Origin of the sequence: Mucilaginibacter sp. 21P, assembly GCF_019331605.1 — a bacterium.
Lineage (GTDB): Bacteria > Bacteroidota > Bacteroidia > Sphingobacteriales > Sphingobacteriaceae > Mucilaginibacter > Mucilaginibacter achroorhodeus.
Genome location: NZ_CP063061.1, coordinates 2,243,282 through 2,257,085 on the forward strand (window position 1 = coordinate 2,243,282; position 13,804 = coordinate 2,257,085).

Annotated in this window: 10 protein-coding genes; 3 read left to right on the top strand and 7 right to left on the bottom strand. The window is 44.0% G+C overall.

What is annotated here, in order from left to right; genetic code table 11:
- Positions 1-123: 123 nt before the first annotated feature.
- Both INP83_RS10290 and INP83_RS10295 read right to left on the bottom strand, forming a co-directional pair.
- Positions 124-1,659: a hypothetical protein gene (locus INP83_RS10290; protein ID WP_219127359.1), complete on the bottom strand. Its 1,536-nt coding sequence runs from the start codon at positions 1,657-1,659 to the stop codon at positions 124-126.
- A 53-nt stretch (positions 1,660-1,712) separates the two neighbouring features.
- A complete protein-coding gene (locus tag INP83_RS10295) occupies positions 1,713-2,204 on the bottom strand; it encodes an HAD-IIIA family hydrolase (RefSeq protein ID WP_219127360.1) in 492 nt (163 codons plus the stop codon).
- A 251-nt stretch (positions 2,205-2,455) separates the two neighbouring features.
- Here INP83_RS10295 and gltB point away from each other — a divergent pair, with 251 nt between their 5' ends.
- From gltB to INP83_RS10310, 3 genes are all read left to right on the top strand, one after another.
- Complete coding sequence (gltB, locus tag INP83_RS10300; protein WP_219127361.1) at positions 2,456-6,979, top strand: glutamate synthase large subunit; 4,524 nt, start codon at positions 2,456-2,458, stop codon at positions 6,977-6,979.
- Positions 6,980-6,987: 8 nt separating this feature from the next.
- Positions 6,988-8,478: a glutamate synthase subunit beta gene (locus INP83_RS10305; RefSeq protein ID WP_219127363.1), complete on the top strand. Its 1,491-nt coding sequence runs from the start codon at positions 6,988-6,990 to the stop codon at positions 8,476-8,478.
- 175 nt (positions 8,479-8,653) lie between these two features.
- The gene (locus INP83_RS10310; RefSeq protein ID WP_219127364.1) at positions 8,654-9,325 is read left to right on the top strand and encodes a hypothetical protein; all 672 of its coding nucleotides are present in this window, start codon (positions 8,654-8,656) and stop codon (positions 9,323-9,325) included.
- Between the two features lie 88 nt (positions 9,326-9,413).
- Here the strand turns inward: INP83_RS10310 and INP83_RS10315 are convergent, their stop codons facing one another.
- The 5 genes from INP83_RS10315 to INP83_RS10335 form a co-directional block, all read right to left on the bottom strand.
- Positions 9,414-10,565, bottom strand: a complete 1,152-nt coding sequence (locus INP83_RS10315; protein ID WP_219127365.1) for an acyl-CoA dehydrogenase family protein — start codon at positions 10,563-10,565, stop codon at positions 9,414-9,416.
- Between the two features lie 27 nt (positions 10,566-10,592).
- Positions 10,593-12,188, bottom strand: coding sequence for an acyl-CoA carboxylase subunit beta (locus tag INP83_RS10320; protein ID WP_219127368.1), 1,596 nt, complete (start codon positions 12,186-12,188; stop codon positions 10,593-10,595).
- Between the two features lie 231 nt (positions 12,189-12,419).
- Positions 12,420-12,866 (bottom strand): MarR family winged helix-turn-helix transcriptional regulator, encoded by a 447-nt coding sequence (locus INP83_RS10325; protein WP_146271701.1) that lies wholly within the window; start codon positions 12,864-12,866, stop codon positions 12,420-12,422.
- Complete coding sequence (locus INP83_RS10330; protein WP_219127369.1) at positions 12,867-13,286, bottom strand: EVE domain-containing protein; 420 nt, start codon at positions 13,284-13,286, stop codon at positions 12,867-12,869. It abuts the gene before it with no gap.
- Positions 13,286-13,657 (bottom strand): VOC family protein, encoded by a 372-nt coding sequence (locus INP83_RS10335; protein ID WP_219127370.1) that lies wholly within the window; start codon positions 13,655-13,657, stop codon positions 13,286-13,288. The genes INP83_RS10330 and INP83_RS10335 overlap by 1 nt, the downstream gene beginning before the upstream one ends.
- Between the last annotated feature and the right edge of the window lie 147 nt (positions 13,658-13,804).

Below are 13,804 nucleotides of genomic sequence, written 5' to 3' on the forward strand. Positions count from 1 at the left end.
TTTTATAAAAATGGCAATATATATAAGTGCTTATATAATCTGATCAGAATTTACTGGATTTTTGAATTTTCAGAATGAGAACTGGACTCTCAGATTACAGAATAATCTATTTCTGTTCGTTCCCTAATTCTGTACATTCTGATTCTGACCATCATACTCATAGATCCCACCCTCATCACCAAAGTCCTTTATGGTCTTTAGCTTGATGCGTGATTGAATATCCTTTAGATTGATGATCTCCGAATGCTCGAGATTTTTAAACCAGATGAGGTAGAAATGCTTTGTCTTGAAGAATTTTTCTACATCCTTTGGGAAAAACTTATGCGGAACAAGGTATGATGACAGGCCGGAGAAAAAGTAAACCGCTTCATGCGCATCTGAATAGATAGTCACATTCGGTTTAAAAATGCTTTTGTCCATCGTTTTCAGGTAGTTTGCAAATTTCGATTCTTTCCAGTCATTATCCGTATAACCCGGGTTGCCGTATTCATCTGCTATCTGATCTTTATAACGCAGATGGTCTATCATAAATATCTTGGTGATGTAGCCCAGCATCAACCCTATAAAAACTACTGCCACAGCTATACGCAATTTTGGATTTCTCAATCTTTTTAAAAAAAGAAGCCCCCAACTGGTGTAGCCCCACAAGGCGGGGATATACATGGGCGATAACAGGCGAGGATTGATACGCTCGTACCGTGAAAATGTAGATGAGAGCACGATGAATGAGCCGTAAACCAAAGCAAAGGTGATAGCAAGATTTTCGTAGCTATTTAACTTGCGGCGATAAAAATTAAAGGCCAGTGCTGCAATAAACCCTGTTAAAATGACGATAGCAAGCGGGGTAGCAAGGAAATACATATCGGGGGTAAAACCCAGCCACTCACAAAATACAGTACCAAAGTAATACAGGTTTTTAATAAAAGGCGTAATAGATGGTTCGCGCGGACCGGTAACAGTGCCGGTATGCAAGGCATTGAACCACAGATTGCCTACGAGTAATGAAATGGATATGAACCCGAATATGAGTATATGCCCTATCTTTTTGCGGATTGGCAACGTACGATCAAGCAGGAGTATTAAACCGCCGGTACCAACAATGGTAATGGCGGCGTAGCGTGTTATGCACGCAATTGCTGCGATCAGCGCCGCAAAAATTAACCATTTGCCGGCGTGGTTAAGCAGGTATTGCTTAAAGACGATCATGAATAACAGCACCTCTAAGATAAATAGCGTCTCTGACCATAAATAGGTGTAAACCTGCAACAATCCTGGATTTAAAATAATGGCTGCTAATACCAGCCATTTATAAATGCGTGAGGTTGGCACAAACCGCGACATGATATACCCGCTACAATAAATTAGCGCAGCGTACATCAGCGCATCCAGCCACCAGCCAAAAACGGTTGGGTCCAATCGGGTTATGAAACTGACTATACCTAAATAGGTAGGGTAAAAAACCGGGAAGTCTACAATAGGGGCATGGTTAAACGTATGCAAATTACCATGGGCCACAAAATTGCGCGCCGCACTGGTGTACATGATAGAATCGGGCGAAATGCCCACACCATTATAACTGCAAAACAGGTAGATAGCAAAAAATGCTATCGCTGAAAACACCAGCGTATCGTAGTTTTTTAATTTATCGGTAAATGTCATCAATGTTTAGATGCCTTAAAAAGGATCGACACTCTAAAATGTTTTAAATGTGCCTAATCTATCATACCCAAAACCGTACTTATTGGCTGGTCGCTATCAATCAAAATACCTTTAACACCAGCTGCTTCACCTGCTTCAACATCGCGCTCGCGGTCGCCTATAAAGTATGATCTTGATGGGTCGATGTTATATTTTGATATGCCCTGCAACAGCAAACCCGGTTTTGGTTTACGGCAGTCGCAATCGCCGGTAAAGTTGGGATGGTGGGGGCAATAAAAAAAGTCGGTCAGTTCTACGCCGTGCTCCTGGTAAACCTGTTTCAAGTGATCATGCATTTTTGCCAGCTCATCCTCACTGTACCAACCTTTAGCAATGCCGCCCTGATTGGTTGCCACCAAAAGCATGTATCCACGGTCTTGCAATTCCTTTAAAGCACTAAAATTATCCAATACATGGAAGTCTTCAAACTTGCAAACATAATCGCCCATTTCTTTGTTCAGCACGCCATCTCTATCTAAAAAAACAGCCTTTTTTTTCTCACTCATATATAAGGTATAAACGTTGTTTTTAACACTTCCTGCACACGCATAAAATTTACTATGTGTGCATATTATTTAAGTGGCCAAAATTATGATTTTGTTATCAAAAGTATATGATAATTGTCGACTTTATAAATTCCTTTCATTAAAAAGGCGCTGTTTTAGATATTTTTAAAAAATAATTGATATTATTATGAAAAAATGATAATTTTCGTAATTTCGTTATTACCACTGATTATAAACGATAGGTAAAAGGTATGGATCAAAGTGAATGCAACCAGCAGGGTTTGTATAGGCCCGAATTTGAACACGACTCTTGTGGAACAGGTTTTATAACCCATATAAACGGACATAAATCGCACGCTATTGTAAGTGATGCATTAACCATGTTAGAGAACATGGAACACCGCGGTGCTTGTGGCTGCGACCCTGAAAGCGGTGACGGCGCCGGTATTCTCATCCAGCTTCCGCATGAGTTTTTGATGGAAGAATGTTCTGACCTGGAGATAAGTTTACCTGAGCCGGGCGAATATGGTGTAGGTATGATGTTCCTGCCAAAAGAGCCTTCTTTAAAAAAGGCTTGCCGTAAAATTATTTCGGCTGCTACGGAAAAGCTTGGATTTGAAACGCTCGGTTTCCGTAAGCTTAATGTTGATTCTTCCGTGATTGGCGAAACCGCACGCCAGGCCGAGCCTGATTGCGAACAGATCTTTGTTGCCCGCCCTCGAGGTATCTTTAATGCCGATGATTTTGAACGCAAACTTTACGTACTGCGTCGCTATATTAATAAAACCGTTTTAGAAACGGTTCCTGCCGCAGGCGAACATTTCTATTTTACATCGTTCTCCTGCAAAACCATCATTTACAAAGGCCAGGTAACCACTTACCAGTTGCGTAAATATTTCACAGATCTTGCAGACGCGCGGGTAACATCAGGCTTAGCTTTAATCCACTCACGTTTCTCAACAAATACATTCCCATCATGGAAACTGGCGCAACCGTTCCGCTTAATTGCACATAACGGCGAGATTAATACGCTTACCGGTAACCTTAACTGGTTCTACTCGGGCGTAAAATCATTCGCATCAGCCTATTTCACTAACGAGGAAATGGAGATGTTGCTGCCGGTTATCGACAACAATCAAAGCGACTCTGCATGTTTAGATAATATCATTGAGGTATTGCTGCACACCGGCCGATCATTACCGCACGTAATGATGATGCTTATCCCCGAAGCATGGGATGGTAACGAGCAAATGGATCCGGTTAAAAAGGCATTCTATGAATATCATGCAACCTTAATGGAGCCATGGGATGGCCCTGCCGCCATCAGCTTTACCGATGGTAAAAAAGTAGGTGCCGTGCTTGACCGTAACGGTCTTCGTCCGCTGCGTTTTGTGATCACCAGCGATAACCGCGTAATTGCTGCATCTGAAGCCGGTACACTTAAGTTAGACGAGAGCACCGTTGTACGCAAAGGCCGTTTGCAACCAGGTAAAATGTTACTGATCGATACCGAGCAAGGTAAGATCATAACTGACGAAGAAATTAAAAAAGAAATAACCAGCCAGCAACCTTATGGTAATTGGTTAGATAATTATAAGATCCGTTTAGGCGATCTGCCCGAGCCACGCGTATCATTCGCGAGCTTAACGTCTGATTCTGTTTATCGTTACCAGCAGGTATTTGGTTATAGCAGAGAGGATATCGATACCATTATTAAGCCAATGGCTTTAGATGGTAAAGAGCCAATAGGATCAATGGGTACCGATGTGCCCTTGGCCATATTATCTGATAAACCGCAGCATCTTTCAAGCTACTTTAAGCAGTTCTTTGCGCAGGTAACTAACCCGCCTATCGACCCTATCCGTGAGCGTTTGGTAATGAGTTTAGCTACCTTCATCGGTAATAACGGTAATTTATTGGACGAGGATAAAATGCATTGCCATTGCGTAGTGCTTAACCATCCGATACTAAAGAATCACCAGTTAGAAAAGCTGCGTTCGATAGATACTGGTTTGTTCCACGCTAAAACGCTGCAAACTTATTACAACGCCGATGGTAACCCCGGCTCAATGGAGAAAGGTATAGCAAGACTTTGCCGCTATGCCGAAGATGCAGTTGATGATGGCTTCGAGGTATTGATACTAAGCGATCGCGCTATCGACTCTGAACACGCACCAATACCGATGTTGCTTGCGGTTTCTGCCGTACATCACCACTTGATAAAGAAAGGCCGCCGCGGCGCCGTAGGTATTGTTGCCGAAACCGGCGACATTTGGGAAGTACACCATTTTGCTACCTTATTAGCATTTGGCGCTACAGCCATTAACCCATACCTGGCGCTTTCCACTATCGAGACCTTAAAGAACGAGGGCAAATTAGATACCAGCTTAGACCTTAAATCGCTTTATAAAAACTATGTAAAATCGGTTAATGATGGCTTGTTAAAGATATTCTCAAAAATGGGTATCTCTACGTTGCAGTCATACCATGGGTCGCAGGTTTTTGAAATATTGGGCATCAATAAAGAAGTTGTTGACCGTTACTTTACCGGTGCGGTTACCCGTATTGAAGGTTTGGGTTTGGATGAGATCGCTAAAGAATCGCTTTGCAAACACAAAACCGGCTTTAACGCGCCTAAAACAGAAACACATTTATTGCCTGAGGGTGGTATTTATCAGTGGAAACGACGCGGCGAGGCCCACTTGTTTAACCCAACAACGGTACACTTACTGCAGCACGCTACGCGCAGCAACAGCTACCAGGTTTACAAAAACTATGCAGCTGCCGTTAACGAGCAAACAGAAAAACATTACACTATTCGTGGGTTGCTGGATTTTGCCCACCACCGCGAATCGATAAGCCTGGATGAGGTTGAACCGGCAGAAAGTATTATGAAGCGTTTTGCTACCGGTGCCATGTCATTCGGCTCTATCTCGCACGAGGCACACAGCACTATGGCTATCGCCATGAACCGTATAGGTGGTAAAAGTAATACCGGCGAGGGCGGAGAGGACGAAATACGTTACGACAAACTGCCAAACGGCGACTCGATGCGCTCTGCCATCAAACAAATTGCGTCGGCACGTTTTGGTGTTACCTCGCATTACTTAACCAATGCGGATGAGTTACAGATAAAAATGGCACAAGGTGCAAAACCGGGCGAAGGCGGCCAGCTGCCGGGCCATAAGGTTGATGAATGGATCGCTAAAACCCGCCACTCTACGCCGGGTGTAGGTTTGATCTCTCCGCCGCCGCATCACGATATTTATTCTATCGAAGATTTGGCACAGCTGATCTTCGATTTAAAAAATGCTAACCGCGAAGCACGTATCAACGTTAAGCTGGTTTCAAAAGCCGGTGTAGGTACCATTGCAGCGGGTGTGGCAAAAGCCCATGCCGATGTAATTTTAGTTGCCGGTTACGATGGTGGTACCGGTGCATCGCCAATAAGCTCAATTAAACACGCAGGCTTGCCATGGGAGCTTGGCTTGGCCGAAGCGCACCAAACGCTGGTACGCAACAAACTGCGCAGCCGCGTGGTGTTGCAAACGGATGGTCAGCTAAAAACCGGCCGAGACCTTGCAATTGCCACCCTGATGGGTGCAGAGGAGTGGGGTGTAGCTACAGCTGCACTTGTTGCCGGTGGTTGTATCATGATGCGTAAATGCCACTTAAATACCTGCCCTGTAGGTGTGGCCACGCAAGACCCTGAACTGCGAAAACTATTCAGTGGCAGCCCTGACCACGTTGTGAACTTATTCCGCTTTATGGCTGAGGAGTTACGCGAGATAATGGCCGAACTTGGTTTCCGTACCATTAATGAAATGGTGGGCCGTGTGCAGTTCTTAAAAGTTAGAGATAACATCCAAAGCTGGAAAGCAAAGACAGTTAATTTGTCGGCTATCCTGCACCCTGTTAATACTGCTAAAGGCAGCACGCTTTATAATAGCGAGAAGCAGGATCATGGCATGGATGCCATCCTCGACTGGCAACTGCTTGAGCATGCAAAACCTGCCCTGGCAGATAAAACGCCGGTGTTCGGCACTTTTGATGTGAAAAACGTTGATCGTACTATCGGCACGCTGTTATCTAACGAGATTTCAAAAGTGTATGGCTCTGCCGGGTTGCCTGATAATACTATAAATTTCAAATTCAAAGGCTCGGCAGGTCAAAGCTTTGGTGCATTCAATACAAAAGGTGTTTCTTTTGAACTGGAAGGTGAAGCAAATGACTATGTAGGTAAGGGTCTTTCTGGTGCGCAATTAGCTATCTATCCTGATGCTACAGCTAAGTTTACGCCTGAGGAGAACATCATCATTGGTAACGTAGCGCTTTACGGTGCTACCAGCGGCGAGCTTTATGTTCGCGGTATGGCAGGTGAGCGTTTCGCGGTGCGTAACTCTGGTGCTACAACAGTAGTTGAAGGTATTGGTGACCACGGTTGCGAATACATGACCGGCGGTCGTGCACTTATCCTTGGCGAAACAGGCCGCAACTTTGCTGCTGGTATGAGCGGTGGTTTAGCATTTGTGTACAATCCTAACGGAACATTTGCTGCCAACTGTAATACCGAAATGGTTGACCTTGATCCGCTATCGGTTAAAGACGAAGAGCAAATTAAGGCCCTGCTTAAGAAGCATATCAACCTTACAGGAAGTAAAGTGGCGCAGGACATCCTCAAGAACTGGGATAAAGCATCATCGCAGTTTGTGAAAGTATTCCCTAAAGAGTACAAAAAAGTGTTAGAAAAATTAGAGTATCAAACCGTAAGCTAAATTATATAATGGGAAAAGTTACAGGATTTCAGGAATATGGCAGGGAACTCCCGCAAAAAACGCCTGTTGCCGAAAGGGTAAAAAATTATAATGAGTTTGTTGGTCTGTATTCTGATGAAAAACTTAACCAGCAATCGGCGCGATGCATGAACTGCGGTATACCGTTCTGTCACAGCGGTTGTCCGCTGGGCAATGTTATTCCTGAGTTTAATGATGCGGTTTACCGCAAGAGCTGGGAAGAAGCATACCAGATATTATCATCAACAAATAACTTTCCTGAATTTACCGGCCGTATATGCCCTGCACCGTGCGAGTCTGCCTGTGTATTAGGTATAAACAAACCGGCGGTTGCTATCGAGGAAATTGAAAAACATATCATAGAGATAGCATATTCAAAAAATCTGGTAAAACCGGTTGCACCGCTCATTAAAACAGGCAAAACTGTTGCTGTGGTAGGTTCTGGTCCTGCGGGATTGGCTGCTGCTGCGCAATTGAGCAAGGCAGGCCACACTGTTACCGTTTATGAACGTGATGACCGTCCGGGAGGTTTGCTGCGCTACGGTATTCCTGATTTTAAACTGGAGAAATGGGTGATAGACCGCCGTATCCAGATCATGGAAGAGGATGGCATTGAGTTTAAATGCAATGTTGAAGTCGGTAAAGATATAGCTGCTGATGAGATAGCGCGCAATTACGATGCAGTGGTTTTGGCCGGTGGTTCAACTATCCCACGTAACCTGCCTATCCCGGGCTGCGAGCTGAAAGGTGTTCATTTTGCGATGGATTTTCTGAAGCAACAGAATAAACGCGTGAGCAGCATTGACGTTACTGCCGAAGATATTTTTGCTACTGATAAAGATGTAGTGGTAATTGGTGGTGGTGATACGGGCAGCGACTGTGTGGGTACATCAAACCGCCAGGGTGCACGCTCTGTAAAGCAATTTGAGGTAATGGTACAGCCGCCAAAAGAGCGTACGGCACACATGCCATGGCCTACCTATCCGATGGTATTAAAGACCACCAGCTCGCACGAGGAAGGCGCAGAGCGTTTTTGGGGTGTTAATACCAAAGAGTTTATTGGCGACGAGAACGGCGAGTTAAAAGCGCTTAAAGTGAGCGATGTAAGCTGGGAGATAGATGTGATGGGCCGCCCGATAAAATTTGCCGAAGTAGAAGGCAGCGAGAGAGAGATTCCTTGTCAGCGTGTATTCCTGGCGATGGGCTTTGTTAACCCGCAGTTTGATGGTGCTTTGGAGCAATTAGGGGTTGAACTTGATGAGCGCAAAAATGTTAAAGCCCGCGAAGGCATTTACCGTACCAATGTGAGTAAAGTATTTGCAGCGGGCGATATGCGCCGCGGACAATCACTGGTGGTTTGGGCCATATCAGAAGGCCGGGAAGCTGCCCGTAAAGTAGACGAGTTTTTAATGGGACACTCAAACCTGGAAAGTAAAGATGCAGTGAACCAGTTTGACCAGGTTTTTTATCAGCAGGTATAACCTGTACATAGTTTGCCAGTAATAGTTAACCGTTTATAAACCCAAACCCTTGCCGGTAAAATGGCGAGGGTTTTTTGTTACCTTTAAGCTTGTATTAGCCTAAACAGATATGAAGCGGTTCACATATTCAATTTTTGTTACATACTATGTAATTGCTACTATATCGTGTTCGAGTTTGAAATATATCGAATCTCAAACAAGAAATACACGACTATCAATTGATACTATAACATCTTCTTTTGAAAGATTTGATATTTCAGGCTATCGGCAGATGAAGGATTCTTTACGGAAGACTGGGTCGATACATGATGTTAAACAACGTATTGGTAAAATTATTTCCTTTGATGGCGTTGTCGAGTACGATAACGATGGACATTTGATAAAAGAGATAGAAGAGAAATTTCACCAATATATTGTTAATATACGCTTAGACACCAATTTTACCTTTTCAAAAATATACAATGACAATGGGGCATTAATATCTAAAGGTATTGGCAGTTGGCTTGGTTTCTCGGTTGGGAAACAATATTTATTTTCGGAAAATGGCTCGCTTGAAAAGGTCATTGATCATGAAAACGGTTATGACTATCCATTTGAAAAGGTTTTAGCTTTTTGCAAGGCTCACCATATTAAATTAACTAAAGGAACAGGTCAGTACTCGGTAAGTATTAGAAGGAGCAAATATGGAAGGAAGACCAACTCTGCATCCCAACTCAAGCCGGTATGGGCTATAAGCATTCCGAATTATAAAAAAAGAGGGTATCAGATTTTTTTTCTCGATGCTAAAACCGGTGCATTTCTTAGTAAAGCAGTTTTTCCCTTTCCAGGCGAAATTGACATGAAGTAAGTAAAATGTAGGACTTGTTTCGAACTATTACTAAGAAAGCCATTGTCAATTTATTGACAAGGGCTTTATCGAATAACCAATATTTACATTATTCTTCTAACAGCAATCTCGAAATAACAACTTTCTGTATCTCAGATGTACCTTCGCCGATGGTGCACAGCTTGGCATCGCGGTAGAATTTTTCAGCAGGGTAATCTTTTGTATAGCCGTAACCACCGTGGATCTGTACACCTTCGTTGGCTACCTCTACGCAAATTTCCGATGCATAGTATTTGGCCATTGCAGATGCCTTGGTACACTTCTGACCATTATCCTTTAACTGACCGGCTTTACGGATCAACAGCTCCGCCGCCTCTATTTTAGTTGCCATGTCAGCTAACTTAAAAGCAATAGCCTGGAACTGTGAGATAGGTTTGCCAAATTGCTCGCGCTCTTTTGAATAGGCAATGGCTGCCTTGTAAGCACCCCGCGCAATCCCTAACGATAATGCGGCGATAGAGATACGGCCGCCGTCTAATACCTTTAATGATTGGATAAAGCCATCGCCAACTTCGCCTAAAACGTTAGCATCAGGCACGCGGCAGTTATCAAAGAACAGGCAAGCGGTCTCTGATGCACGCATGCCCATTTTATTCTCCTTTTTACCTGCGGTGAATCCCGGTGTACCTTTCTCAACTACAAAAGCTGTCATTCCGTGCGAGTCGCCCTTTTCTCCTGTACGGACGATCACAACGGCAACATCACCGCTGACAGCATGGGTGATGAAATTTTTAGAACCGTTAAGTACCCAGTGATCACCGTCTTTTACGGCGGTGGTGCTCATGCCGCCCGCATCAGAGCCTGTGCCGGTTTCGGTCAATCCCCAGGCACCCAGCCATTGGCCGGTAGCCAGTTTTGGCAAATATTTGCTTTTCTGCTCCTCGTTACCAAACATTAAAATGTGATTGGTGCAAAGCGAGTTGTGTGCCGCGACAGACAAGCCTATTGACCCGCAAACCTGCGAGATCTCGTCAATAACGGTAATGTATGTTTGGTAATCTAATCCGCTGCCGCCATATTGCTCGGGCACTAAAACGCCCATAAAGCCGTACTCGCCTAATTGTTTAAAAAGTTCGGCAGGGAAGTATTGGCGCTCGTCCCAATCCATTATATGGGGGCGGATGTATTGCTCCGCAAATTCGTGCGCGCTTTGTTTTATCATAGCCAACTGCTCGTCGGCCGTAGTGTCATGTACGTTCATAATTTGGTTTATAATTGGTCAGTAAAATCAGGTTTGTATAACGCCAACATTGTAGCGTTCGGTAATAGGGGCGTGGTTGGCCGCCTCAATACCCATTGATATAATTTTGCGGGTCTCCTGCGGGTCTATCACGCCATCCGTCCATAAACGTGCCGCAGCGTAGTACGGACTTAACTCATTGTTATATTTCCGGGTTATCTCGTCCAGCAGTTCTTTTTCTTTCTCAGGATCAACCTCAGTACCTTTGCTTTTCAGGGCTGCTTCTTGTATCTGTAACAGCGTTTTAGCTGCCGAGGCACCGCTCATCACAGCCATTTGCCCGGTAACCCAGCTGTAGATTAGCCTCGGGTCGTAAGCCTTACCGCACATGGCATAATTGCCTGCGCCGTAAGAGTTGCCCAAAATAAAGGTGAACTTAGGCACCACAGAATTCGCCATTGCCGATACCATTTTGGCACCATCTTTTATAATTCCGCCATGCTCAGACCGGCTGCCCACCATAAAGCCGCTCACATCCTGCAGAAAAACCAATGGTATTTTCTGCTGATTGCAGTTCATGATAAAACGGGCAGCTTTATCTGCCGAGTCGGAGTAGATCACACCGCCCATCTGCATTTCCCCTTTTTTAGATTTTACCATTTTGCGTTGGTTGGCAACAATGCCCACAGCCCAGCCGTTTACGCGACCTAAGCCACAAATAATGGTTTGACCATAAAGCTCTTTGTATTGCTCAAAATCAGAGTTATCAACCAGTCGGTCAATAATTTCAAGCATATCGTAAGGCTTCGTCCTATCGGCCGGTAAAATGCTGTAGATCTCAGTAGGTTTTTTTTTGGGCAGAATAGGCTCTGCGCGATCAAAGCCGGCTTTATCATTATGCCCCATCTTATCGAACACTTTTTTGATAGCATCGAGGCAAGCGGCATCATTAGGGTATTTATTATCGGTAACGCCGGAGATCTCGGAATGCGTGCTGGCACCACCCAAGATCTCGTTATCAACAGTTTCACCAATGGCTGATTTTACCAGGTATGATCCCGCCAGGAAAACCGAACCTGTGCCCTCAACGATAAAGGCATAGTCTGACATGATGGGCAAATAAGCACCACCAGCCACGCAACTGCCCATAATAGCCGATACCTGTACCACGCCCATTGACGACATGCGGGCATTGTTTCTGAAAATACGGCCAAAGTGTTCCTTATCCGGAAAAACCTCATCCTGCATGGGCAGGAAAACCCCGGCGCTATCTACCAGGTAAATAATAGGTATGCGGTTCTCCATGGCAATTTCCTGCGCACGAAGAATTTTCTTGGCTGTGATAGGGAACCATGCACCTGCTTTAACGGTAGCATCATTAGATACAATGATGCATATGCGGCCTTTAACATAGCCCATCACGGTAACTACGCCGCCGCCGGGGCAACCACCTTCGTCGGCATACATGCCTTCACCGGCAAAAGCGCCAACCTCAAGCAGTTCGGCTCCCTGGTCAACCAGGTAGCTGATACGCTCTCGGGCAGTCATTTTACCTTTGGCTTTGTGCGATTCTATTTTTTTAGGGCCACCGCCAAGTTTTACTTTTTCAAGTCTTTGCGATAGTTCTGTAAGTAGATCATCCATTTAGTAACGGTTTATTTAGATAACGCCAAATTAGGAAAAATACTATGCATGCATAGTATTTTTAAAAAGAAAATTTTAGCTAATTGTTTTATCAGATCGAAAAAACTGGCGTAGTACGCATCAAAAGCCTGGAAATTATCAAGTAAATAAAATGCGGATGGATAGGGAAAGTGTTGTTTAGCTGCGTGACTTAAGGCCTTTGCCTGGTTTGATAAGATTTAAACTTAAATATTATTTTATCAGCCTTATTAGCAGATCGTCAAACACTGCTTTGTCTTTAGCTACGTTTTTGAAAAACACATCATCTACCTGCTTAACAACTTGATAAGCTTCCCTCAAGGTTTGTGTGCCTTTTTCTGTCATTTTTAACCGCTTGGCACGACTATCTCCCGAATCTTTTACTCTCTCTAAAAATTGCTTTTTCTCCAAGGTCATCAAAACTTTAGAGGTCATCATTTTATCGGTATTTGCATAATCTGCTAACTGCTGCTGGGTAACTGTGTGCTGTTTTTGGCTCAACCAGTATAAACCAGCCATCAGCGAGAACTGGGTAAGCGTAAGACTCATTTTGCCTAACGCCCTGTTCATATTAAGTTGCCACTTCATGGTAACTTGCCAAAGCAAATATCCGCTGTTCTCTTCCGGTTCTTTATATGAAAATACCTTTTCTGTATCCATTTAGTTCTGCATTTGAGACGTTATAAAGTCAAAATCATGTTTATTGATCTCAAAGAAACCCGTTCTGAAAATATAGCCCCACTTTTCTTTGACCTTGATAAACTCGAGACCATCGATCAATGGCCTTATCTCGGCTTCATTAATCTTCTCGTACAATGCCTTTCGCCGGTACGGTTTAAAGGTTGATGTCATTTCGTGCTGAAAAATCTCGTCGTCAGGTAATGTAGCCAATGCGACAAAACGCTGGCACAAGTCTTTTTGCCCGATAACCATTTTTGAGGCATAGTATAACACTTTGTCGCCTGCTGCCATCCTTTTTAATGGTACATTTTTGCCATGATTAACCTGTACAATGCCTGCCTTTTCGCCATCAAGGGCGTGGTCACGAGAGGTGACCACCACCCAAAATCTTGTCGTCATCAGTCTTCTTTTGTTTCCTGTAAAGTTATCGAATAACCGTCAGGATCAGCTATCACCAGTATCCTACCAAACGGCGTAGGATGAATGTCTTTAACTATCGATATCTTCTCTGCGTTCTTTTCCAAAAAGATATCCAGGTTACCTACGCTAAACCATACAGCTACACCCCAGCCAAGCAGGTTTGCTTTAGACAGTTCTATCATTGGTTTTCTGATAGCGAATGCAGCGCCGTTCTTTTGCTCAAATACGATAGCATCTGGCGGGGATTTGGCCACCTGTTTAAAGCCTAAGACCTCCGAATAGAATTTTCCTGATACTTCAAGGTCACTCACCTGGAGCGAAACGAAACTAAGTTGTGTTGGATATGACATAATTGTAAATTTAGTAGTTGTGACTACTAAATTAGATAAAAGAAATTGATCTACACTATTTATATGGTCATCATTTCATCACATTTGTACCGAACGAAAGTGAATTGGAAAAAAAAGGCCAAAGCAGTATCGCTTTGGCCTTTTTTA

Coding starts and splice junctions, on each gene's coding strand:
- gltB (WP_219127361.1), top strand. CDS start 2,456: ATGGATCAAAGTGAATGCAACCAGCAGGGTTTGTATAGGCCCGAATTT.
- INP83_RS10325 (WP_146271701.1), bottom strand. CDS start 12,866: ATGGATACAGAAAAGGTATTTTCATATAAAGAACCGGAAGAGAACAGC.
- INP83_RS10295 (WP_219127360.1), bottom strand. CDS start 2,204: ATGAGTGAGAAAAAAAAGGCTGTTTTTTTAGATAGAGATGGCGTGCTG.
- INP83_RS10305 (WP_219127363.1), top strand. CDS start 6,988: ATGGGAAAAGTTACAGGATTTCAGGAATATGGCAGGGAACTCCCGCAA.
- INP83_RS10315 (WP_219127365.1), bottom strand. CDS start 10,565: ATGAACGTACATGACACTACGGCCGACGAGCAGTTGGCTATGATAAAA.
- INP83_RS10335 (WP_219127370.1), bottom strand. CDS start 13,657: ATGTCATATCCAACACAACTTAGTTTCGTTTCGCTCCAGGTGAGTGAC.
- INP83_RS10330 (WP_219127369.1), bottom strand. CDS start 13,286: ATGACGACAAGATTTTGGGTGGTGGTCACCTCTCGTGACCACGCCCTT.
- INP83_RS10320 (WP_219127368.1), bottom strand. CDS start 12,188: ATGGATGATCTACTTACAGAACTATCGCAAAGACTTGAAAAAGTAAAA.
- INP83_RS10290 (WP_219127359.1), bottom strand. CDS start 1,659: ATGACATTTACCGATAAATTAAAAAACTACGATACGCTGGTGTTTTCA.